Raw genomic sequence first — 22,624 nt, 5'->3', positions numbered from 1 at the left:
ATTCGACAGCGGCGACAGCGGTTAGTCGCGCTGGCGCAGCCGCGCGTCGATCAGGTCCGTGAGATCGTCGCGGAGTTCGTCGACGTCGACTTCCTCGAGGACGGGCACGAAGAAGCCCTCGACGAGCATGTTCCGCGCGGATCGTGGGTCGACACCGCGGGAGGTCATGTAGAACAGGTCCTCCTGGTCGATCTGGCCGACCGTCGCGGAGTGGCTGGCCTCGGTGTCGTGGTTGTTGATGATCAGCTTCGGGGAGGCGTCGGCCTCGCTCTCGTCGCTAAGCATCAGCGTGTTCTCGCGCTGGTAGGAGCTGGTGTCCCACGCATCGGAGCCGACGTCTTGGACGCCCTCGTAGACCGAGCGGGCGATGTCGTCGGTGACGCCGCGGGTGACGAGATCGGCGGTCGTGTGCTCGGCGCGGTGCCAGACCTTCGCGTCGAGGTCGAAGTGCTGGTCGTTGTGGCCGTAGAAGGCCCCGACGATCTGGGTCTCCGAGGAGTCGCCGCGAAGCTCCGTCGAAACCTCGGTCTTGGTCAGCTGGGTCCCGAGGTTGCCCTCGATCCAGTCGATCGTGGCGTAGGTGTCGGTGACGCCGCGCTTGACGGTGAAGTTGTAGGCCTCCTCCGAGAGGTTCTGGAGGCTGCCGTACTGGACGTAGCTGTTCTCGCCGGCGGCGACTTCGACGATGCCGCTGTAGTACTGCTCGTCGGCTTCCGAACCGGTCGACTGGCGCTCGAGAATCGTGACCGAGGACGATTCCTCGGTGACGACGAGGGTGTAGTTAAACAGCGAGCGGGAGTTCTGCTCGGTTCGGATGGCGATGTCCTCGGCGTCGACGCCTTCGGGAACGTAGATGACCGTCCCGGTGCTAAACAGCGCCGTCGAGAGTGCCGTCAGGTAGTTCTCCTGGGGATCGACGATGCTGCCGAAGTGCTCTTTCAGGAGCTCCTCGTGCTCGTCGACGGCCTCTGCCCACGAGAGCACGTCGGCCTCGTCGGGACCGACTTGATCCTTGTTCTCGGCCGCGTTTAGCGGGTCCACCAGCGACTCGAAGTCGAGTTCGTGGAGGTTCGTCCAGTCCCGACCCGGTGTCCGGATGACATCCGGCATCTCGAGCTCCTCGAGGGCCGCGAGGGCCTCGAGTCGGGTCTCTAAGAGCCACTCGGGCTCGTCGAGGTCCTCGCTGATTTCGCGTACCTGTTCTTCGGTCAGATTGGCGTGTACCTGTGTTCCGGCGCTCATATTATCCGAGGCTCCCCTCCATCTCGAGTTCGATGAGACGGTTGAGTTCGACCGCGTACTCGATCGGCAGTTCCTCCGTGATCGGCTCGATGAAGCCGGCGACGATCATCTTCTTGGCGTCGTCGTCGTCCAGACCGCGGCTCTGCAGATAGAAGATGTCTTCGTCGCCAATCTTGCCGACGGTCGCCTCGTGTGCGACGTCGACCTTCGACTCCTCGATTTCCATGTACGGCATGGTGTCCGACGTGGACTCGTTGTCGAACATCAGCGCGTCGCATTCGACGGCGGTGCTCGCGTTCTCGGCACCGTCTGCGATGTGGACGAGGCCGCGGTAGTTGGTACGGCCGCCGTCCTTGGAGATCGACTTGGACTCGATGGTCGAACTCGTCTCGGGCGCGTTGTGGTAGACCTTCGCGCCGGTGTCGATGTCCTGCCCTTCGCCCGCCAGGGCGATGGTGATGTGGGTGTCGGTCGAGCCACGACCCTTGAGGATCGTACACGGGTAGAGCATGGTCACTTTCGAGCCCATACTGCCCGAGACCCACTCCATCGTGCCGTTCTCTTCGCAGATGGCGCGCTTGGTGTTCAGGTTGAACGTGTTCTTCGACCAGTTCTGCACAGTCGAGTACTGAACGTGAGCGTCTTCGCCGACGAAAACCTCGACGCCGCCGCTGTGGAGGTTGTGGGTGCCGTACTTCGGTGCCGAACAGCCCTCGATGTAGTGGACTTCCGAGCCTTCCTCGGCGATGATGAGCGTGTGCTCGAACTGGCCCATCCCTTCGGAGTTCATCCGGAAGTAGGCCTGAACCGGCATCTCGACAGTAACGTCTTCTGGGACGTAGACGAACGACCCGCCGGACCAGACGGCCCCGTGCAAGGCGGCGAACTTGTTGTCGCTCGGCGGCACGCAGGTCGTCATGAAGTGCTCTTTGACGAGCTCGGGATGTTCGCGAACGGCCTCATCCATGTTACAGAAGATGACGCCTTTCTCCTCCCACTGCTCTTGCATGTTCTGGTAGACGACCTCGGACTCGTACTGGGCACCGACGCCCGAGAGGGCGTTTTTCTCCGCTTCCGGAATGCCGAGCTTGTCGAACGTGTCCTGAATCTCGTCGGGCAGTTCCGTCCAGTCGTCGACGCCTTCGCGCTTGTCGACGTCCGGTCGGATATAGGGAATGATCTCCTCGACGTCCAGTTCGGAGAGATCGGGCATGCCGGGCCAGTCGGACGGCATCGGCATGTTGTGATACTGCTCGAGTGCACGGAGACGCCGCTCGAGCATCCAGTCGGGCTCGTCCTTGTCCTCGGAGATCATGCGGATGACCTCTTCGGTCAGGCCTTTGCCGGATCTGACGGCGGAGTTCTCCTCTTTCTTGAACTCGAACCGGGCCTCAGTGTCTGTCTCTTTTAGGTGGTCTTGATCGGAACTCATTGTTTGATGTAGTTGTGTTTACGGCTGTAGCGTTATTACGGTTGTTCTAGTCGAATCCGGTTACGCGGTGCCGTAGACCTCTTCGCGGACCCAATCGTACCCCTTGTCCTCGAGCTCCTCGGCGAGCTCGGGACCGCCGCTCTTGGCGATCTGGCCGTCGAGCATCACGTGGACGTGATCGGGCTCGACGTAGTCGAGGATACGCTGGTAGTGGGTGATCTGAAGGATCCCGGTGCCCTGCTCGTCGCGCAGTGCGTTGATCCCGCTGGAGACGTCCTGCAGTCGGTCGATGTCGAGCCCGGAGTCGATCTCGTCGAGGACGGCGACCGAGGGCTCGAGGATAGCGGCCTGCAGCACTTCGTTTTGCTTTTTCTCCCCGCCGGAGAAGCCGGCGTTGAGATAGCGTTGGGCGAACTTCTCGTCCATGTCCAGTTGCTCCATCTTTTCCTGGAGGATCTGCTGGAACTCGGCGACGCCGACGTCGCCCTCGTCCGCGGGGCCTTCCATCGGCGAGTTCTCGAAGCCTTCTTCGTCCTCGGCTTCAGCCTCGTCTTCCTCGTCCTCGAAGAGCTCCTCGCGCTCTTCGATCTTGGCGTTGAGCGCCGTGCGGAGGAAGTTCGTCATCGTGACGCCCTCGATCTCGGCCGGATACTGGAAGCCGAGGAAGATACCGAGCGCAGCGCGCTCGTTGGGTTCGAGGTCCAGCAGGTTCCACGTGCGCTGGTCCTCGTCGATCTCGATATCCTCGCCGAACTCCTCGTCCTCGAGGTGAAGCAGAACCTCACCGTCGGTGACCTCGTAGGCCGGGTGACCGGCGATAACCTTCGCGGTCGTCGACTTCCCGGAGCCGTTCGGTCCCATCAGGGCGTGGATCTCGCCCGACTGGACCTCGAGATTGACGCCCTCGAGGATCTTCTCGTCGCCCTCCGCTACTTCCGCGTGCAGGTTGTTTAGTTCGAGACGTGCCATAGTATTCGCTCACCTAAGGGGAGGGTCGTATGACTGATAACGGTTTCGTATCCAATTGGATACGGTCCCACATTAGCAAAATAATTTTCTAAAAGAAAAACTCGTGTTGTGTTCGAGCGGGTCCCTTTGATAGCGATTTTCGGTCACTCAAACCGCAGCTATTTGAAGACTCTAACTCCTCGGGGGACATAAGAGCCTACATGAAGCTGTCTAAGCCCTTCTGCTCCTGTCCGCTCTTCACTTCTTCCCACGAGATCCCAAGCGCCTCGAGGATCCGCTCGATCGGGCCCTGCAGCGTCTTCTCGAGCATCTTGTCGTAGTCGACGTCGAACGCCTCGGGGATCTGGTCTTCGTACTCGAAGCAGATAACGTCGGGATCGCGCTTGAACGCGCCGTAGAGCGGGTCCGTGCGGGCGTCGAACCCTTCCTCTTCCTCGAGTCGCTCGAAGAACGACGGATCGACACGGTCGAGGTAGAGTCGCTTCGGCTTGCTCCCGCGCTGGAAGTTGGTTCCCAACAGGAGGTTGGCGTACTTCGCGCCCCGAACCTGTGCCGTGTCGGTGTCGTAGTTGTCCAGTCGCTTGCCGATCCCGCCCGGGATCGCGATGTCCTCGAGCGAGATTTCCCCCTCGAGGACGTCTTCGATGACGCCGTTGACGTACTCCTTTGCCCCTTCGACGTCGCCCTCGCGGACGATCATCTCGATGACGCGGTGTTGGACCTCCTTGGTGATCGGGGCGATATCCGAGCGCTGATACTCGAAGCCGACGATGTCGACGTTGTTGACGTCTTTGCCCTCTTTCCACGTGATGTGGCCGGCGTATCGCTTCTTCTTGCCGGCTTGGAAGAACCGCCGGTAGAGTTTCTCGAACTCGATCTGAAAGCGGTGATCCTCGGCGTTCAGATCCTCGCGCGCGAAGTCGTCGTACCGGCCGTTGATATACTCTTCAATCTCGAAAGACTGCTCGAGGGCCTCTTCTTTCGACACGTCGGGGCCGAGCTCGAGCATGACACTATCCGTGTCACCATACGCGACCTGATAATCTAGTTCACCTGCGGCGGTATCGGTGAATTCGATCACTTCACGGCCGGTGGCGGTAATTGCGGCTGCTGCATCCTTATCATATAAGCGGAATTGTTCCCATCCAGACACCCCGTAGAGAGAATTCATGATAACCTTGACAGCTCCCTGCTGTCGGTCGTACTGCTCGTACTCCCTGGTGCCGGGTTCGTACTCGTTGCGCTGGGACTTCTTCTCCTCGCGTTCGGACAGCAGTTCGTTGATCATCTCCCGCATGACGCCGTCGGGCTCCTTCCGGAAGTGGGTCGGTTCGGGCTGGGTCGGCGCGACGAACGTCTCGCCGTCGTACTCGTCCGGATCGACCCGCGTCTCGGGCGAGGCGTTGACCGTCACCATACACATCGGATACAGCGACTTCAGGTCCAGCACGGTGACGTTCTCCTTGACGCCCGTGATCGGCTCGAACACCGCGCCGCCCTCGTACTCCTCGCCGGCCTCCTGTTGACCCTTCGACGGCAGCGCGAACCGCCCGTAGGCCTCGTGGAGGACGTACATGTCCACCGCATCTCCGGGGGTGGGGGCGTCCTCGAGTTTGCAGCCGACGAACGAGCGCACCTCGTCCCAGAAGGTGACGATCTCCTGTTGGCGGTCGAGTTCGACGCAGAGTTCCACGTCCCGGAGGTTGTACTCGAGCAGCCGGGTGGGGTCGCCCTCCCAGAGGTCCCCGATGTCGCCGGCGTAGCGCTCCTTCCCGACGCCGAGTTCCGCTTCGCCGACCGCGTCGAGCCGGTAGGAATCGAGTTCGGAGAAGACCGTCCGCTGGTAGGCATACAACAGGTCAAAGACGATGCGGCCCTTGATGTCGGGGCCGCCCCAGTTGCTCCGCCAGACCTCGTCGACACGGGAGAGTCGGTCGATCGAGAGGTCGTACTCGTGGTGGGGACCGTCGAGTTCCTCGAGGCGGTCGAGGAAATAGGGCGCGTCGAAGTCCTCGAAGTTCCAGCCCGTGAGGATGTCGGGATCGGTCTCGTCGATGTACTCGATGAAGGCCTCGAGCATGGCTTCTTCGTCCTCGAAGGCTCGAACGTCGTGGTCGATCGCGCCCTCGATGGGGTCGTAGTCGTCGATTTCGGCCGGGATCTCGCCGTCGCCGATCGGGGCCTTGTAGAGCCACATGATGTACTCGTCGCGATAGGAGTCGTGGCTGGTGAGACAGACGATCGGTTCCTCGCCGTCCTCGGGGAAGCCGTTCCGGTCGTCGACCTCGATGTCGAACGTGTTGACGCGGGGGTCGGCGTCGACAGCGGCCGATTCGACCTCGTCGTGGGGGACGACAAGCGAGTCGTCGTCGGCGCGTCGCTCCGGTACTCGAAGCCCGCTGCGGATGTCCTTGTCGATCAGGAACCGGTTCGGGAACAGAATGTCGGCCTCGTAGTGCTCGAAGTCGTCGCGCACCTGCCCGACATCCCGCGGCGTCTGGCCGAAGATTTTCGTGAGCTTCTCGCCGCGAATGCTCTCGTAGGGCTCGCCGTCTTCGCCGACCTCTCGGCTCCCCGTCAGTCGGTCGTACTGTTCCTCGGGCGGCCGCTCGAGCGTGTCCGTCGGCGCGTAGAAATACGGTTTGAACCCGACCACCTGGACGTGCTCGAGTTCGCCCTCGGGGGTGCGCCCGAAGACGTGCATGATCGGTCGTTCCTCGTCGCCGTAGCCGGCGATCGTGTAGTCGACTTGCATCACCGCGAGCTCGAGGTCGCCCTCGGGCTCGGGCAGCGTCTCCTCGACGACATCGATCACGTCCGCGGCGTTCGATCCGCCGTTGCCGGCGACGGCAGCCGCCTCTTCCGCCGGCCGATCGTCGCTCTCGTCGGAGTCGCCGCCGAACGCCGCGAGTCCGGTCTGGCCCGCCTCAGTCATGATACCGAGATTCGCAGTCGGCGGATAAAAACCCCTGCAATCCCCGCCTGCGTGATCGATTCCACACTGCCGTCACCCGCCCTGATCGCCGGTACTGGGACGCGGGCCCCAATTATCCATATTTAATGTGATATTTTATTCGGCCCCGACGGCTTGCGGGAGCAACAAGACATATAACTTGGTAACACATAGCACGGAATCAGGTGATCGATGTGTCCACCCATGTGAACGACGACGCGACGGATTCGAGCGAACCGAGTAGCGAGCCCGCGGGGACCGCAACGATCGAGTCCTACGAGACCGAAGACGGCGTGGTCTTCTATGACGCCGAGAACCCGCTCGCGTGGGTGGAGACCTCCCAGACGCTCACGCTCGCGGAGTTAGCCTAACGCCGTCGAAACGCGAACACTTTTCCTGTCGGTCGCCCTTCCGCCGAACGTGGTGTTCGACCCGTTCGAAGACGAGTCCGAGGACTGGGAGCCCGACGATCCCTACGACGATCCCGAGGACGCCTTCGAAGATCCGGACGACGATTCACTGACGATTCCGAGCGTCGACACGGAGGACCTCGCCACCGAGGCCGACGAGGAGTCGTACACGAACTCCGTCGACGTACCGGCAGTGACAACCGACGAAACCGACGCCCCGAACGACCTCCTCGAGGCGTTCTGGGTGCTCATTATCGTGATCAACGGCGCGCTGCTGGCTCTTGCACTCGGCGTTCTGTTCTTGCTCTTCGAGGGTGACACGACGACGGGCGGGTGGCTGCTCGTTATCGGACTCGTACTGAGCGGGTTCGCCGCTCGGCGATATTGGCAGTACCAACACACCGCCTTCGAGACGGACCCGCCGACCGACTCGGAGCAGACGGACGAATCCGAGACCGCGATCGAAACGGTCCCGGCGGACGAATCGAACACAGCAGACGACCCGACTCATTCATGAAATCTGTTCAGGACGACACCGGCAGACGATACCTCCTTCTCAAGCGATCGGACAGCGCGAGTCTCGTGCGCGATCCCGAAAACGGCAACGAGTGTTACATTCAAAACGACCGCCTCGAGGTCGTCAACGAGGAGTCGCCCCTCGAGACAGCCGCTCGAAGCGTCGGCGACCCGGTTTTGACGCTGCTGACCAACGTCCACGACGAGGAGACGCTCGGCCTGTTGGTCGAACTTGCAGAACGCGGCCCGCTCGGTGTCCGGACCCTCCTCGACGGCTACGACTTCTGCGAGAGCGACCTTCACGGCCGGCTGACGGTCCTCACCGCCGCCGGACTGCTCGAGGAGACGGAGATCGCCGGCGAACGCGGCTACCGGCTCACCGAGGACTGCGAGACCGCACTCGAGACGATTCGGCCGAGCCTCGAGGCGACGGACGAGACGGCGACGAGGGACTCCTGAGAGCGAGCCGGCCGAACTGACCGAAAGACGAGTTTTCAGTCCGAGGCGAGCAGTTCCGCTTCCGGCGGCTCGCCGCGCTCGAGTCGCGAGCGGTTCGAGGTGGCGTCTTTTTCGACCCGGACGAGCGAGTCGGCCGCGCCGACGAGTTCCTCGTCGTGGCTGACGACGACGATCTGTTCGACGCCGAAGTCGTTGCGCATCGATTCGATCAACGAGACGAGTTGGGTGATGTGGCCCGAATCGAGGAAGACCGTCGGCTCGTCTAAGATCAGCGGCGGCATCGGCGCGGTTCCCTCCACGCCCTCGGCGAGCAGCCGATAGATAGCACACCGCAGGCTGAGGTTGAACAGCGCCCGCTCGCCGCCGGAGAGCTGTTCGGGCTCGAGGGCTTCACCGTCTTTCTGGTAGACCGTTAGCCGGTAGTCGCCGTCGAGATCGATCGCCGCGTAGGAGTCGTTCTGATAGACGAGATCGAACGTCTCGTTGAGCAACCGTTCGAGGGTCTCGACGTTGCGCTGGCGCAGTTCCGCCCGCAACTCTCCGTACGTTGTCTGGAGCGTCTCAGCCTCGTCGTACAGCGACTCGAGACGTTCACAGCGACCCTCGAGGCGCTCGCGGCGCTCGCGGAGGCGCTCGAGTTCCTCGAGTTCGTTCTCGACGGCACCGATCGCGTTCTGGACGCCGTTGCGTTGGTCCTCGAGTTCCTCGAGTTTGTCGTCGACCTGCTCGAGATATTCTTCGGCGTTTTGCTTGTCCTCGCGTGCGGTTTCGACCCGTTCCTCGTCGAACTCCGACTCGAGGTCGCGCTTGCGATCGCGCTTTTCGGAGAGCCCCTCCCGGCGCTCGTCGTTCATCGTCTCCCAGTCCTGCCGTCGCTCGCGAAGGGTCTCGATCTCGCTCTCGAGGCTCGTCCGCTCGTCGGCGATTTCCGAACTGCGTTCGAGGGACTCGAGAGTCTGCTTGATCTCCCCGCGTTCGGTGTTGATCTCGCCGAGTTCGGCCCGTGCGTCGTCGACTGCTGCCTCGCGGTCGTCCGCCGTCGCTCGCTTTTCCTCGGCTTCGGTTTCGTACTCGTCAGCGTCCTCTCGGAGCTGGTCGCGCTGGTCGCGCCGATCGGCAAGTGTCTCGCGTTTCTCCGCGAGCAGTTGCTCGATGTTGTCGCGGTTCTCCTCGAGTCGGTCGACCGTCCGCTCGGCTTCCCGTAGGTCCTCGACGTGGTCGAGTCGCTCGTCGATCTCGTCGCGTTCGGCCTCGAGTTCCGCCCGACGTTCCTCGAGGTCGACGAGTTCCTCCCGACGGTCATCGAGTACGTCGACGTGAGGCGACTCCTCGACCGGTTGGCCGCACTCGGGACACTTGCCCTCCTCGAGCAGCCGTTCGCCCTCCTCGATCGCATTCTCGGCGGTCCGAATATCAGCGGTGAGATCGTTGATTGCCGAGACCACGTCCTCGCGCTCGGCCTCGAGTTCCTCGAGCCGTGACTCGGCCTCGCCGAAGGCGATCGACGCGTCGTCGAACGCCGCCCGCGCGTCCGTGATCTGCTCATCGAGGTCCTCGAGTTTCGACTCGCGCTCCGCGATCGTTTCCTCGTCGGCCTCGAGTTGCGCATCGAGTTCGTCGGCCTCTTCGCGAGCCGTCTCGGCTCGGTCGTCGAGGTCGTCGGCCTCGGACCGAAGACGGTCGATCTCGTTGGTCCCTTCCGTGATCGTCACGCGAACGTCCTCGAGGTCGTCCCGGAGTTCCTCGTCGCGAGCCTCGAGGGCGGCGATTCGTTCCTCGACCGCTTCCGCGTCGGGGTCCGTGGCCTCGAGATCGGTCTCCGCGAGCAACTCGGCGCGTTCGTCCGCGAGTTCCTCGCGCCGGTCGCGGATCCGGCTGATCTCGTCGGTCGCGTTCTCGCGCTTGCGCTTCGTCTCGGAAATTTTCGATCGAAGCGCCTCGATCTCGTCTTCGAGCGTCTCGATCTCCTCGCGGGTCTCCGCGTGGCGCTCGAGGACGTCTTCGGCCGTCTCGAGGGTTTCTTCGGCCTGCTTGCGTTGCGTTTCGTAATTGTCGATCTTCTCCGCGACGTCGGCGCGGCGGGACTCGAGGCTGTTCAGCCGCTCGTGGAGGTCCTTCGCTTCTTTCTGCTCGACTTGGTTGCGGACGTCCTCGAGGACTTCGCGCTGGCCGTCGAGCACCGTTTTGACGCCGAGTCGCGCCTCGCTGGCGCGCTCGCGGTAGTCCTCGAGCGCGCCGAGTTGGAGCAGGTCGTCGATCATGTCCTGCCGGTCGCTCGGCGAGGCGTGAATGAGCTTGTTGACCTCGCCCTGCCGGACGTACGCGCAGTTGACGAAGGCATCGGCGTCCATCCGCAGGAGTTCGGTCACCTCCCGGCGTACGTCGCGGGCGCCCTCGATCGTCTCGGTCGGCGTCTCGAGGACACACTTCGTCGTGGTCGCGCGGTCGCCCCGGAGTTTGAGCCGGCGTTCGACGTGGTATTCGCAGTCGTCGTGGGTGAACCACAGTTCGACCTCCGCTTCCTCCTCGCCGGTCGTGATCACGTCGTCGAGCGTGCGGTCGTCCAGGGCCTTCGAGCCGTAGAGCGCGAAGAAGACCGCCTCGAGCAGCGTCGACTTCCCGCTGCCGTTGACGCCGTGGACGACGGTGACCCCGTTCTCGAGTGTAAGGTCGGCGTCGCCGTAGCACTTGAAGTTCAGCAGCCGAACGCGGTCGACTTTCACGCGAAATCACCCAGCGACGCGGTATCGGCGTCAGCGTCGGCATCGGCGTCGCCATCAGTAGTTTCGTCGGTCTCGGCGGCGTCACTGTCGCCATCGCCGGGTGCGGCGTTGCCGGTGTCGGCGGTCGCGCTGTCGCCCGCATCGGCGGCCGCTTCGGCTTCAATTTCCCCTCCGTTCGTCGCGGCCGCCGTATCGGCGTCGCTATCCGCGGCTGCCGAGTCGGTCGACTCGGCTGTTGCCGTGTCTGCCGCCCCGTTCTCGTCTGCGAGTTGATCGGCAACCGTCGTCACGTCCTCGTCGCCCGGTTCCCGTTCGGGCGCGGGTTCGAACGACGACTCGTCGTCCTCGAGCAGGTCGCGCACCCGCCGTTCGACCGACTCGCGAACGTTCGAATCCGCGAGGTCGCCGCTCCGAACTGTCTCGTCGATCTCGAGTGCGGCGTTGCTGAGCCCCATCTCGCGGACCCGCTCGCGGACAGCGTCGTCCGGGTTCGCGAAGCTGACCGACACGTCCTCGTCTTCGTCCGGCAGGTCGCGACGATCGTTGACGCGGGCGACGAGCGCCCCGCGGTCGATCGCGAGTTCCTCGATCGCGGCCGGCGCGATGGGACGGCCCTCGCCCTCGACGGTGACGATGACGACCGCGCCCTCGAGGTCGTGCTGGCGGACGCGTTCCTGCACGCGGTCGACGCCTTCGCCCTCCGCGAGGTCGGCGTCGACGAAGACGAACTCCCGGGTCGCGGAGAGTCCCCGGCGGCTGATCGCGACCTCGTCGTCCGCGAAATCGACGAGGTTGTAGCCCCGGTCCTCGCGCTCGCTGGCGCTCGCGCGCTCGGTCGAGCCACAGTAGGTAACCCACGTGTCGCGTACCTCCGCGGTGTCCGGTTTGTGGTTGTCCCCCAGCAGGACGGCGTCGAAGTCGACCGTCGACTCCGCGAGGACGGTCTCGGTGTCCCAGTCCGCGTGCGCGAAGGGGTCGAAGAGGCCGTGGCTCACCAGCGTTGCGTACGCCGCCTCGCCTGGGACGGGGTCGAAATCGTAGGTCAGATCGTCCCGGCGAGAGCGGGGGACGAAGTCCAGCCCGTAGAGGGCGACATCATCGACGACGACGGGCTCAGCACCGAGTCGGGTCGCCAGTCCGAGATCCGCGAAGAGATCGAGCCACTGGGCGTCGCGTTTCGACTCGTGGTTGCCGACGACGGCCAGAAAGGGGATGTCGGTCTCTGCGAGAACTCGGAGGATGTCGACGGTCCCCTGTAGGTCGACCAGTCCCGGCCGGCGGTCGTGAAAGAGGTCGCCGGCGTGGACCACTGCGTCGACGTCATCCGCGACCGCGTCCTCGACGACGGTCCGGAACGCCTCGAGGAAGTCCTGTCGTCGCTCGGGCGAATTGTACTGCTGGTACCCGAGGTGGGTATCGCCCGTGTGTAGTACCCGCGTCATTGGCCAGTCGTTGGCGAGCCCGCCCTAAAGGGGTTCCGTGACCGAGGTGAAAGTAAAACGGACAGTTCGGACGAACTCGAGACGGCCGAGGGCGTTGGGCTCACAGACGAGAAAACCGCAGCGAGAACAGACGAATTCGATACCCCGAACGCCAGTTACGATTCGATATCGAGGCTGTACAGGCGCTTGCGGGCGTCGGAGAACGAAAAGCGCGAATCGATGACGTGCTGCTCGTCGAGCCGGTTGAGCGCGTACCGCACGGTCCGGGAGGGCAGGAGCGTCTCGTCGGCGATCTGTTGTTGGGTCATCGTGTCGTTGTACTCGAGGACTTTCGCGACGAGTTTCGCACTCGGCGGCAGCTCGCGCACGTCGTCCCACGTTCCCCGCTCGCTGGTCTCCTGTCGAAGCGACTCTGAAGCACTCATCCTACCACCCCATTCCGAATACGAGGTGATAATATTTTCTATTCCATTTAATGCTTTGTAGTTATATTTCGTGGCTAAGTACACCGACCCGAAGTCTCTTATGAACCAGTACCCAAAGGACGGGTGATGAGCGACACCGTGGACGACGTCGACCTCCCATATGATGAGGACGAGGCGTCCCAACAGGAGAAAATCCAGGCGCTCGAGGAACGGCTGGAGATCCTCGAGGCGCAAAACGAGGAGATGCGCGATAAGCTCCTCGACGCCAACGCCGAGAACAACAAGTACCAGCAGAAACTCGAGCGACTCACACACGAGAACAAGAAACTCAAGCAGTCGCCGCTGTTCGTCGCCACCGTCCAGGAAGTCACGGACGAGGGCGTCATTATCAAACAGCACGGCAACAATCAGGAGGCGCTGACCGAAGTCACCGACGAGATGCGCGAGGATATCGAACCCGACGCGCGGGTCGCAGTCAACAACTCGCTGTCTATCGTCAAGCCCCTCTCGAACGAGACCGATGTCCGCGCTCGCGTGATGGAAGTCACTGAGAGCCCGGAGGTCAGCTACGAGGACATCGGCGGCCTCGAAGAGCAGATGCAAGAGGTCCGCGAGACCGTTGAAATGCCCCTCGAGAAGCCCGAAATGTTCGACGACGTGGGCATCGACCCGCCCAGCGGCGTCCTGCTCTACGGGCCGCCGGGCACGGGGAAGACGATGCTCGCCAAGGCCGTCGCCAACCAGACCGACGCCACCTTCATCAAGATGGCCGGCTCGGAACTGGTCCACAAGTTCATCGGCGAGGGCGCGAAGCTGGTTCGCGACCTCTTCGATGTCGCCCGCGAGCACGAGCCCGCAGTCATCTTCATCGACGAGATCGACGCCATTGCGGCCAAGCGGACCGAGTCCAAGACCTCCGGCGACGCCGAGGTCCAGCGGACCATGATGCAACTGCTCTCGGAGATGGACGGCTTCGAAGAGCGCGGTGAGATCCGCATCATCGCCGCCACCAACCGCTTCGATATGCTCGACCGCGCCATCCTCCGCCCCGGCCGGTTCGACCGCCTGATTGAAGTACCAAAGCCCAACGCCGAGGGCCGCGAGATCATCTTCGAGATCCACACCCGCGGGATGAACGTCGCGGACGACGTCGAATTCGCCGACCTGGCCGAAGAGGCTGACAACGCCTCGGGTGCCGACATCAAAGCGGTCTGTACCGAGGCCGGCATGTTCGCTATCCGCGACGACCGCACCGAGATTCGGATGGAGGACTTCAGCAACGCGTGGGACAAGGTCCAAGCCGAATCCGACGAGACCGAAGACGTCTCGAAAACCTTCGCCTGAACTGCCGGCTCGAGGTCGACGTCGGTTCTTTATCTCGTCTTTCGTCTGGTCAAGCGATAGCGCCGGCATCGGTGATAGGGAGAGCGGCACAAATCGCGACCCCGACTGGTATAGTAGACGTAGACAGATCAGTCCGGAACGCACAGCAGAAAATACTGCATTGCAGTGACCGACGGCGTGCCGGTCGTCAGAACAGGTGGTCGTCTTCCTCGAGCAAGCGGGCGGGACCGCCGACATCCCATGTGGTCGTCGAGACGCCGCAGTCCGAGACCGCTTCCTCGACTTCCTCGGCGTGTTCCTCGGTGGTGTTGACGTAGACGCTGGCACCGGTGTCCGTCGAGAAGTAGACCGGGATGTCCTCTTCTTCGCGGAGTTCGCGTACCTTGTTGAAGATCGCGAGCGTGGCCGGCTGCCAGTAGACCCAGCCCGAGGGACCGGTCATGGTCGTCGCGGCCAGCGACAGCGAGTCGTGTTCGGCGCGTTCGAACACGCCCTCGAAGTCGTCGTTGCGCAGGGAGTCGCGCATCTTCGCGATCTGCTCGTGGATGTGGGCGTTACGGGCCTGGAACATGTGGCTGTCGGCGGCCTCGCGGTGGGCGTCGTCGGTGTCTTTGTGGTAGGGGACGAGACCAACGATGATCTTCAAATCCTCGTGAAGGTCCGAGGGGATCCGCTCGGAGCGACAGTCCTCGTCGTTCATCCCAGTGCGCAGATGCGAGAACGCGCCGGTGACCGCCCGCGCGGCCGAGGCCGACCCGACGCGCGCGATCGTCGAAATCTCCCCTTTCGAGGCGTCGAGTTCGGCCGCCTCGGCCAGCGCCATCGCCGCGGCCGCAAAACCCGAAGAGGACGAGCCCAGACCGACGTTCGTCGGGAAACTGTTCTCGCTCTCGAGGCGGACCGGGTAGACGGTGTGGGCAGCGTCGGACTTCGAGCGGGCCTTCTCGACGACGGCCTCGACCCGTTCGTGGGCGCGGCCCTCGAGTTCCTCGCCGTCGACGATGAAGGTGTCCTCGTCGTAGTCCATCGAGAACTCGACGGTCGTCCGGGTGTGGCTCGGAGCCGTACAGACGCTGATACTGTCGTGATAGGGAAGCCGCTCGATCTCGTCGCGCATCCCGTGATACTTGACCAGTCCCTGAATGGGGTGGGCCATGGCCGTGGCTTTCATACCCTGATACGTGGCTGAAGACCGCTTAAAGCTCACGGCATCCTATCGGTTCGAGGGTTCTCCCGCCTCAGCGTCTCACCCGCCGCTCCGCCGGGAATATATTGCAATTCCGGGACCGTGCGGCGCTATTTCGAGTCGATCTCGACTCCCGTATTATCGTAGCTCTTGAAAGTCAATGCACACCCGATCGCAGGACAGCGTTGCGATCAGTGTGTGAATCGTTTCAAGAGCTACTATATTTTCCGTCCCCGTCGTCCTCGAGTGCGGACAGTCGCCGCTCGAGCGCGCCGATATCGTCTGTCAGGGACGCTCGAATCCGTTCGAGGTCACTCTCGAGGTCCGAGGTGACCGTATCGAAGGCGGTCGCAACCGTTTGCTCGAGGGTCGCGAGATCGTCCGCGAGCGCGTCGATGTCGGCGTCACCATCGTAGTCGGTGTCGCCATCGTGAACGTCAGCGAGGGAATCCCGGACGGCAGTAAGCTCCGAGCGAAGCCTCCGCGTTTCGGACTCGAGACTCGCCAGTCGGGTCTCGAGGTCCTGCAGGCGGCGGTCGACGGTCTCGAGTCGCGGCTCGAAATCGTTCTCGATCTCCGCGACCTGCTCCGGCGTGGCCGTCTGCTCGAGGTCGAGCGCCCGACGGAGCGCTGCCCCGTTCGGCCCGTCGTCGGCCTCGAGTTCGGCGAGTAGTACGTCGATCACGCCGATTCTCGACTGTCCCTCCGCGCGGTCGACCTGCGTTCGACGTGTTTCGTCTGTCATTATCGATCGTCTCTCCCGGTGGCCCTGTCTTTCATATTACTCCCGCCGGGAATAATAATAGTATTCCTCCCGTGAATTCTGGCAGAGCGGTGGACCGTGTGAGACGCCTCGCCGGCGTCAGAATCGAGGGTGGAAGCATCCCGGAAGTCGAACGCCCCACTGCGAACCGAACGCCTCAAATGCGCGCTCTCGCAACGATTTCTGCATGGGAACCCCGCTCGAGACCCGCGCCGAGCAGGCGACGGAGGTCATCGATCGCCTCGAAGAGGAGTATCCGGATTCGACGATTTCGCTGCGGTACTCGAACCGACTCGAACTCCTGATCGCGGTGATCCTCTCGGCCCAATGTACGGACGAACGGGTGAACAAGGAGACGAAACACCTCTTCGAGAAGTACGACGGTGCCGAGGACTACGCCGACGCGCCAGAGGAGGAACTCGCAGAGGAGCTGAACTCGATTACCTACTACAACAGCAAAGCGGGCTACATCAAGAGTTCCTGCAAGACGATCCTCGAGGACCACGACGGTGAGGTACCGGACACGATGGACGAACTGACCGAACTCTCGGGCGTCGGCCGGAAGACGGCGAACGTCGTCCTCCAGCACGGCCACGACATCGTCGAGGGGATCGTCGTCGACACGCACGTCCAGCGGCTCTCCCGGCGGCTGGAGCTGACCGAGGAGGAGTACCCCGAACGGATCGAACAGGACCTGATCGAGATCGTCCCCGAGGACGACTGGCAGCAGTTTACCCACCTCTGTATCGACCACGGGCGAGCGACCTGTACGGCCCAGAACCCCGACTGCGCCGACTGCGTGCTGGCGGATATCTGCCCCTCCGAGAAGGGCGACAGCGAGATCGATCTCGCCGCCGGCGAGCCGTGGTAAGTCGCGGGGAGACGGCCAGGTACTGCAATACAGCTGCCACGCCGACTGTCGCAAGCCCAACGCCTTTTCAGCGACCGCGGGTAGCCCCACGCGGGATCACTATGTCCGACAACACCGACGAGCGCGACACCACCGGCAAGGACGAACACGGGCGGGACGTCCAACTCGCGAAAGAAGAGACCGATCCCGAGGAGGCCCAGGACGAAGAGGGGCTCAGCGAGGAGGAGAAGGAAGCTCGCGAGCGCCAAGACGAAGAGCAGCGCCGACAGGACATCGAACAGCAATCAGTCGACCGAGAAGACGACGCCCTCGAGAACGCGAACCCGGATCATCACCGGGACGAGGAGCCGTACAACGGCTAACCGGGCGACAACACCGATTCCGGTTGCTGACCGGCGGCCGATATCGCTTTTTCGTATCAGTCATTCCGACGCTGCGAGCCGCTCGTCCGGAACGACCAGGGTCGAGAGTGACTCGGCTGGTGAAACGGTCACCCGCGAGTCGACAGTGACCGACCCGATCGATCGGCCGTCGACGACGACCGTCACGTCACACGCCTCGCGTTCGACGGTGAACGTCAGTTCGTCGGTCGGCAGCACCCACTGGCGAGTCTGGGTGACGAAGGGACCGATCGGCGCGACCGCCACTGCGTCGACGGCCCGCGAGAGTTGTGGCGCGTCGACCGCGCTCGCGTAGCCGTGACTCCCCGCCGGTGTCGCTGTGACGACGCCGTCGGCCCGGAAGGTCGCCACGGACGTGCCCCGGTCCCGGACACCGTACTCCGAGATCCGGGCGGGCTCGTCGGTTATCAGCGTCACGTCGAACAGCGCACGTACCCGAGTTGCGGTCTCTGTCTTGTCGTCACCCACCGACTCGAGGGAGACGCCTAGTACGGACCGCTCGCGACTGAGAGCGCGGCCGTCGAGGACGGCCGCGAGCGCGTCGGGAAGGCGGTTGCGGTCGACCGACTCGATTCCGGAAACCGAACCGAACGGAAGAACGGGTACGTCGATATCGGCGCAAACGACCGCCGATAGGGTCGCTTCGCCGGTCGCGACCACCATCGACGGCTCCGCCGCGAGCACGTCCTCGAGACCCCCGGCGACGGTCGTTACGTCGGCGTCGGCAGCAGCGAAGACCGACTCGAGGGCGTCGATTTCGACGGCGTCGCTGGCGTCAGGCTCGCCAACGACGCCGACCACGGGGGACTCGCCCGGGCTCCACGCGGCATCCATGCCCGTCAGTTCACACGGGCCGCTCAAAAGCGTACGGTTGTCGGTCGCAGACTGCATGCCGACGGTCGGCCGCGGTCGCCGTAGAAACGCCGAGTGCCGCGGGCGGGATCACTCGTCGTAGGGCCAATCGCCGGTGATCTTCATCCCCTCGGCGAGGTCCTGAGACTCGAGGTCGGCCGCGATATCGGCGGTGTCCCTGTGGTCGACCGTCACCTCGCTATCGGCGAGCGCAACGACGTACGCCGTCAGAAGGATCGCCTGTTCGCGCAGGGTTCGGGGCTCGAGTTTCTCGATGGTGTCGGCAGCGGTGTGGCCCCAGCCCCGTCCCGGCCCGTCAGAGATCGATTTGACGTGACAGCCCGGTACGCCCCGCTCGACGAACGACCAGTGGTCGCTGTGGGGACCGACTTTCGGCACCGTTCCGATCGGGTGATCGTACTGATCCGCCACGTCGTTTGCAACCTCCTGCAACGCGTCGAAGCCCTGTGTGACGATCGAGAGCGTCCGATCGCGGACGACGCCGTCGTTGTTGACGACCGCCGTGATCGTCTCGGGGTCCGCCCGCTCGGCGTATCGCGCGGAGCCGACGAGGCCGACCTCTTCCGCGCCGAAGCCGACGAACTCGACGCGGGTCTCGAGGTCGTCTTCGCGCTCCGCGAGGGCGTTCGCGAGTTCGACGATCATCGCAGTTCCAGCGCCATTATCCATCGCACCCTCGGCGATGTCGTGGGCGTCGACGTGGCTCGTCACGAGCACGCGCTCGTCGGTCTCGGGGCCGAGTTCGGCGCGAACGTTCTGGCTCTTCGCGGGGTGGATGTCGGCCTCGACGGAGACCGTGATCGACTCCCCGTCGAACCGACGAGCCAGCCGCGCGCCGACCTCGTTCGAAACCCCCAGCGCCGGGATCGCACCGACCGGGTCCGCGTCGGTTCCTACGCTCCCGGTCGGCGGGAGACAGCCCTCGACGTGGTTGCGATAGACGAATCCGACGGCACCGTTTTCGACGGCATGGTAGTACTTCTCCCGCCGGTGGACGTACCGATCGTAGTAGTCCGGGCTGTCGCTGCGGACCATGACGATCGCGTCCTCGACATCGGCCTCCGCGAAGTCCTCGGGCATGCCATAGCCGAGATCGACCAGCGGTGCAACGACGCGCTCATCGGGACTGCGCGGCAGGGCGATACACGCTTGGGTCGTGTCGCCGGCCGTGATCGCGCTGTCGCCGCGGGTCCAGCCCTGTATCTCGAAGGACTCGAGGCGGGCGTTTCGCGCGCCGGCGTCGGCCAGCGCGTCACGGGTCAGTTCGGCGGCCTCGCGTTCGCCCTCGCTGCCGGCCATCCGGTTCCCGACATCGACGAGGTCCTCGAGGTGGCTCCAGCCGACGTCGCTCTCGAAAACGGATCCGATCCAAGCGGTCATGGCTGGAATAACACACGACGGCCGGGTAACTGTATCGCTCGCCGGATTCTGCCTTCCCCCAGTAGTATGAGGACAGACACCAATCACTGACACGACAAACTGCGAACCTTTTTCACGTCGCTCCGTCTCGGAATCCGTATGCGGGAGACGCTTGCCGACTGGCGGCCGGCCATCGACGAGGCGATCGCCGATCTGGTCCCACGCGAGATCGACGCCGACTACCTCGAGTCCTTCTTCGGTCCGCCCACCTACGAGTACGATCCCGCCGGCATCCAACGTGCGCTGGCGACGCCGCTGTGGGATCTGCTCGGTCGGGGCGGAAAGCGGTGGCGCGCGGTGCTCTTTCTCGTCTTCGTCGAGGGATTCGGCGAAGACCCGGCCGAGTACCTCCCGTACGCCTGTATTCCAGAGATACTGCACAACGGAACGATCATCGTCGACGATGTCGAAGACGGGGCGACGATTCGGCGCGGGGAGCCCGCGCTCCACCGCGTTTACGGGCGCGATATCGCGCTCAACGCCGGCAACGCGATGTACTTCCTGCCGCTGAAGGTCCTCACGCGGGACCCCGCCGACCTCCCGGCAGACCGGCGGCTGGCGGCCTACGAGATGCTTGTGCACGAACTGAACCGCACCCACCTCGGCCAGGGGATGGACATCTGCTGGCACAACGAAGGCGAGGTTCGGATCAGTACCGACCAGTACCTCGAGATGTGTGCGTGCAAGACCGGCTGCCTCGGCCGGATCGTCGCTCGCCTCGCCGCGATCATCACCGACCAGCCGCCCGAGGTCGAGGAAGCCGTCGCCGAGTACGCCGAACTGACCGCGGTCGCCTTCCAGATCGGCGACGACATCTTAGACGTCGAACACTCGCTGGGCCGGGCCGGCGAGTTCGGCAAGGCATTCGGCAACGACATCCGCGAGGGCAAGAAGACCCTCATGGTCATCCACGCCATGCAAACGAGCAAACCGGACCGCGTCCGGCGGCTGCAAGCGATCCTCGAGGCCGAAGCGAACACCGACGACGAGATCCTCGAGGCCCTGGAGATCCTCGCGGACGCGGGCAGCATCGAGTACGCTCGCGAGCGCGCCCTCGAGTTGGCCGCCGACGCGCGGGCGGCGATCGATGACGTGGATTTCGACGCGGAGACGACCCGGAAGCTCGAGGAGTTCACGGAGTTCGTCATCGAACGCGACGAGTAGCGCGGCGACGCGCTCGCTGGGATCGCTTTTCCGCCGTCTCGAGAGAGTAACGGGATCCGACCGGTAGGGCCAGATACTACACCCTCGACGTGGAACGCCGAGTATGGCCGACCACTCGCAGGGAACGACGACAGAACCGACGCGGGCCGACGGCGGGCGGCCGTGGCCGATCCTCGTCGCGCTTGGACTCGTCGGATCGGAGGTCGGCATCGTCGTCGGGTTCCTCCCCGTCGCCGTCATCGGACTCGTCGCGTTCGCCGCGAGCACCGCGGGGATTCTAGCCGACGCCGACTACGTCGATCGGCCGCTGGCGTTCGCGGCGACGTTCGGCGCGGCCTTCGTCGGTATCGGCGGGATACTGACCGCCCACGGGACCGGGGCGGCTCCGATCAGCCTCCTCGAGCCCCTGTCCGGGCTGGCGAGTCGCGGCGTCGCACTCGTCCTCGCCGGCGTCGTGACGATTGTCGGAGCCGGCGTTGTGCGGTCCCGACGGTAGCACCACCGCATTAGCCCAGCGGCCACGACGCGACTGAATCGAGCCGAAACCGATCGCAGGCAGCCACTCGAGACTATCCAGAATCAATGAGTCGACGCGCATTCGACGCCGAAATCGGGCTCGATCTCACGGTCAATCTGATCCCGTTCGCGATCATGGCGTTTTTCGTCGTGATCTTCGCGGTGTTCAACCCGTGGGGGTTCGACCCGCTCCAGTCGACGATCCAGTTTGCCATCCTACTCGTGACGATGGGGCTGCTCGCGGTCGTCACCTACATCGCGGCTCGAGCGATCGAGACCGACGACCGCACGCGACACGACACGTCCGAGAGTTGACCGCGACACGCGACGGGTTCGGCCTCAGTTGATGATGAGGACGAACCCGGTAATCGACATCAGTATCGCGATTCCGACGAGCAGTAACAGGAACAGTTCCTTCTCGGATAGCCGGTGCTGGAGGACTGCTCCATCGGCGTCGGCCTTATCGGAACTCACGGGGGATCACTGTCGGGGGTACACCGCAATCGGGGAAGAACGTTTCCCAGCCGTCACCCCGACACCGCGTTCGGATGCCAACGCGGAACGCCGCGGTTACACCACGAGGGAGACGGCGGGTCGGCGTTCCGTTCGTTCTCGTCTACGCGTGGGTCACCCGCACTGACCGACGGAGTATCTATGTGGCTCACTCCCGTTCGATTCGAGTACCGGGATCGAAGCGACGCCGCGACGCGTTCGGCGTGACCGAGAGATTCGATTCCGGATCGAACGGGTGAGACCGATGGAATACATCTACGCAGCCCTCATACTCCACGAAGCGGATCGAGAGATTTCCGAAGAGAACGTCCGCGACGTCGTAGACGCCGCCGGGGTCGACGTCGAGGACTCCCGCGTGAGAGCGCTCGTCGCCGCGCTCGAGGACGTCGACATCGAGGATGCCCTCGAGGAGACGGCCTTCGGTGCCGCACCCGCCCAGCCGGCGGCCGGCGGCGGGGAAGCGGCGGCAGCGGACGAAGAGCCGGGAGACGAACAAGCAGAAGCCGAGGAAGAGCCGGAGGAAGAAGACGACGACGAAGGAGACGCGTCGGGCGAAGGGCTCGGCGAACTGTTCGGCTAATCCCCTCCCTTTCTTTTCGATCCAGTCGAACGAGCCGCTCGAGTAAGCGACGGCCTCGAGCCCCGAGTACTACCCCGTCATCGTCGGTGCCGACGCAAGATCCACCACTCAGGACGACATACGGGGAACTATGCCCGACGACCGACGGATTACGGGCCGGAACGCCACCGCCGGCCTCGGCCTCGCGCTGATCGCCGCGACCGCCGCCTTCGGAGCGCTGCTCGGCGCGACGCTTCCCGGCCGGACCGGGCTCGAGGAGATTACCGTTCTCACGATCGCGGTTCCCGTGTCGCCGCTCACGCTCGGCATCTACGGGGCCGTTGCGGTCGGGGCCGTCCTGCTGTCGCTGCTGTTCGTCGTTCGACTACTCTCCCAATTCGACGCCGAAGCGTGATGGAGACGGTCGCATACCGCCGCTTGGAA

At 63.9% G+C, this 22,624-nt stretch carries 23 protein-coding genes; 11 read left to right on the top strand and 12 right to left on the bottom strand.

Going from position 1 to position 22,624, the window contains the following annotated elements:
* Positions 1-21 precede the first annotated feature (21 nt).
* The 4 genes from sufD to ACJYUO_RS03305 all read right to left on the bottom strand — a co-directional run bounded on the left by sufD (position 22) and on the right by ACJYUO_RS03305 (position 6,578).
* Positions 22-1,242, bottom strand: a complete 1,221-nt coding sequence (gene sufD / locus ACJYUO_RS03320) for a Fe-S cluster assembly protein SufD (protein ID WP_494343983.1) — start codon at positions 1,240-1,242, stop codon at positions 22-24.
* 1 nt (position 1,243) lies between these two features.
* Positions 1,244-2,674 carry a Fe-S cluster assembly protein SufB gene (gene sufB / locus ACJYUO_RS03315; protein ID WP_006181959.1) on the bottom strand — a complete coding sequence of 477 codons (1,431 nt, stop codon included), beginning with the start codon at positions 2,672-2,674 and terminating at the stop codon, positions 1,244-1,246.
* Positions 2,675-2,734: 60 nt separating this feature from the next.
* On the bottom strand, positions 2,735-3,643 hold the full coding sequence (locus ACJYUO_RS03310) for an ABC transporter ATP-binding protein (protein WP_494343982.1): 909 nt from the start codon (positions 3,641-3,643) through the stop codon (positions 2,735-2,737).
* A gap of 196 nt (positions 3,644-3,839) precedes the next feature.
* A complete protein-coding gene (locus tag ACJYUO_RS03305; RefSeq protein ID WP_494343981.1) occupies positions 3,840-6,578 on the bottom strand; it encodes a DNA-directed DNA polymerase in 2,739 nt (912 codons plus the stop codon).
* Between the two features lie 203 nt (positions 6,579-6,781).
* Here ACJYUO_RS03305 and ACJYUO_RS03300 point away from each other — a divergent pair, with 203 nt between their 5' ends.
* From ACJYUO_RS03300 to ACJYUO_RS03290, 3 genes are read left to right on the top strand one after another with little or no spacing between them, the layout of a single operon-like run.
* Positions 6,782-6,967 (top strand): DUF7331 family protein, encoded by a 186-nt coding sequence (locus ACJYUO_RS03300; RefSeq protein WP_193364770.1) that lies wholly within the window; start codon positions 6,782-6,784, stop codon positions 6,965-6,967.
* 49 nt (positions 6,968-7,016) lie between these two features.
* The gene (locus ACJYUO_RS03295) at positions 7,017-7,523 is read left to right on the top strand and encodes a DUF7322 domain-containing protein (protein ID WP_494343980.1); all 507 of its coding nucleotides are present in this window, start codon (positions 7,017-7,019) and stop codon (positions 7,521-7,523) included.
* Entirely contained in the window at positions 7,520-7,981 is a 462-nt protein-coding gene (locus ACJYUO_RS03290) for a DUF7346 family protein (protein WP_494343979.1), read from the top strand. The genes ACJYUO_RS03295 and ACJYUO_RS03290 overlap by 4 nt, the downstream gene beginning before the upstream one ends.
* A gap of 35 nt (positions 7,982-8,016) precedes the next feature.
* On the opposite strand, the gene rad50 is transcribed toward ACJYUO_RS03290, so the two are convergent.
* The 3 genes from rad50 to ACJYUO_RS03275 all read right to left on the bottom strand — a co-directional run bounded on the left by rad50 (position 8,017) and on the right by ACJYUO_RS03275 (position 12,571).
* Complete coding sequence (gene rad50, locus ACJYUO_RS03285) at positions 8,017-10,704, bottom strand: DNA double-strand break repair ATPase Rad50 (protein WP_494343978.1); 2,688 nt, start codon at positions 10,702-10,704, stop codon at positions 8,017-8,019.
* Entirely contained in the window at positions 10,701-12,146 is a 1,446-nt protein-coding gene (gene mre11 / locus ACJYUO_RS03280; RefSeq protein WP_494343977.1) for a DNA double-strand break repair protein Mre11, read from the bottom strand. Before mre11 ends, rad50 begins: the two co-directional genes overlap by 4 nt.
* Before the next feature lie 155 nt (positions 12,147-12,301).
* A complete protein-coding gene (locus tag ACJYUO_RS03275) occupies positions 12,302-12,571 on the bottom strand; it encodes a MarR family transcriptional regulator (RefSeq protein ID WP_494343976.1) in 270 nt (89 codons plus the stop codon).
* A gap of 126 nt (positions 12,572-12,697) precedes the next feature.
* Between ACJYUO_RS03275 and pan1 the strand changes: the two genes are divergently transcribed.
* Positions 12,698-13,915, top strand: coding sequence for a proteasome-activating nucleotidase Pan1 (gene pan1, locus ACJYUO_RS03270; protein ID WP_494343975.1), 1,218 nt, complete (start codon positions 12,698-12,700; stop codon positions 13,913-13,915).
* Positions 13,916-14,102: 187 nt separating this feature from the next.
* Here the strand turns inward: pan1 and mvaD are convergent, their stop codons facing one another.
* Both mvaD and ACJYUO_RS03260 read right to left on the bottom strand, forming a co-directional pair.
* Complete coding sequence (gene mvaD / locus ACJYUO_RS03265; RefSeq protein ID WP_494343974.1) at positions 14,103-15,086, bottom strand: phosphomevalonate decarboxylase MvaD; 984 nt, start codon at positions 15,084-15,086, stop codon at positions 14,103-14,105.
* A 223-nt stretch (positions 15,087-15,309) separates the two neighbouring features.
* Positions 15,310-15,846, bottom strand: a complete 537-nt coding sequence (locus tag ACJYUO_RS03260; RefSeq protein WP_494343973.1) for a hypothetical protein — start codon at positions 15,844-15,846, stop codon at positions 15,310-15,312.
* Positions 15,847-16,051: 205 nt separating this feature from the next.
* Between ACJYUO_RS03260 and nth the strand changes: the two genes are divergently transcribed.
* Together nth and ACJYUO_RS03250 are read left to right on the top strand one after the other, a co-directional pair.
* Positions 16,052-16,735, top strand: a complete 684-nt coding sequence (nth, locus tag ACJYUO_RS03255; RefSeq protein ID WP_494343972.1) for an endonuclease III — start codon at positions 16,052-16,054, stop codon at positions 16,733-16,735.
* A 101-nt stretch (positions 16,736-16,836) separates the two neighbouring features.
* Complete coding sequence (locus tag ACJYUO_RS03250; RefSeq protein WP_494343971.1) at positions 16,837-17,097, top strand: hypothetical protein; 261 nt, start codon at positions 16,837-16,839, stop codon at positions 17,095-17,097.
* A 60-nt stretch (positions 17,098-17,157) separates the two neighbouring features.
* Here the strand turns inward: ACJYUO_RS03250 and ACJYUO_RS03245 are convergent, their stop codons facing one another.
* Complete coding sequence (locus ACJYUO_RS03245; RefSeq protein WP_494343970.1) at positions 17,158-17,970, bottom strand: NAD(+)/NADH kinase; 813 nt, start codon at positions 17,968-17,970, stop codon at positions 17,158-17,160.
* Between the two features lie 108 nt (positions 17,971-18,078).
* Positions 18,079-19,389, bottom strand: coding sequence for a M28 family peptidase (locus tag ACJYUO_RS03240; protein ID WP_494343969.1), 1,311 nt, complete (start codon positions 19,387-19,389; stop codon positions 18,079-18,081).
* Between the two features lie 138 nt (positions 19,390-19,527).
* Here ACJYUO_RS03240 and ACJYUO_RS03235 point away from each other — a divergent pair, with 138 nt between their 5' ends.
* The 3 genes from ACJYUO_RS03235 (at position 19,528) to ACJYUO_RS03225 (ending at position 21,423) form a co-directional block, all read left to right on the top strand.
* Positions 19,528-20,592: a polyprenyl synthetase family protein gene (locus tag ACJYUO_RS03235; protein ID WP_494343968.1), complete on the top strand. Its 1,065-nt coding sequence runs from the start codon at positions 19,528-19,530 to the stop codon at positions 20,590-20,592.
* A 103-nt stretch (positions 20,593-20,695) separates the two neighbouring features.
* Entirely contained in the window at positions 20,696-21,088 is a 393-nt protein-coding gene (locus ACJYUO_RS03230; protein WP_494343967.1) for a DUF7541 family protein, read from the top strand.
* An 86-nt stretch (positions 21,089-21,174) separates the two neighbouring features.
* Entirely contained in the window at positions 21,175-21,423 is a 249-nt protein-coding gene (locus ACJYUO_RS03225; RefSeq protein WP_494343966.1) for a DUF6684 family protein, read from the top strand.
* A gap of 24 nt (positions 21,424-21,447) precedes the next feature.
* Here the strand turns inward: ACJYUO_RS03225 and ACJYUO_RS03220 are convergent, their stop codons facing one another.
* On the bottom strand, positions 21,448-21,582 hold the full coding sequence (locus tag ACJYUO_RS03220) for a hypothetical protein (RefSeq protein ID WP_494343965.1): 135 nt from the start codon (positions 21,580-21,582) through the stop codon (positions 21,448-21,450).
* A gap of 283 nt (positions 21,583-21,865) precedes the next feature.
* Between ACJYUO_RS03220 and rpl12p the strand changes: the two genes are divergently transcribed.
* Positions 21,866-22,201 carry a 50S ribosomal protein P1 gene (rpl12p, locus tag ACJYUO_RS03215; RefSeq protein WP_494343964.1) on the top strand — a complete coding sequence of 112 codons (336 nt, stop codon included), beginning with the start codon at positions 21,866-21,868 and terminating at the stop codon, positions 22,199-22,201.
* 130 nt (positions 22,202-22,331) lie between these two features.
* A complete protein-coding gene (locus ACJYUO_RS03210; protein WP_494343963.1) occupies positions 22,332-22,595 on the top strand; it encodes a DUF7520 family protein in 264 nt (87 codons plus the stop codon).
* Positions 22,596-22,624: the final 29 nt, after the last annotated feature.

Source organism: Natrinema sp. CRL1 (genome assembly GCF_059162405.1).
Note: the sequence above shows the minus strand (reverse complement) of the source record. Positions and strands in the feature narration are given on the sequence as shown.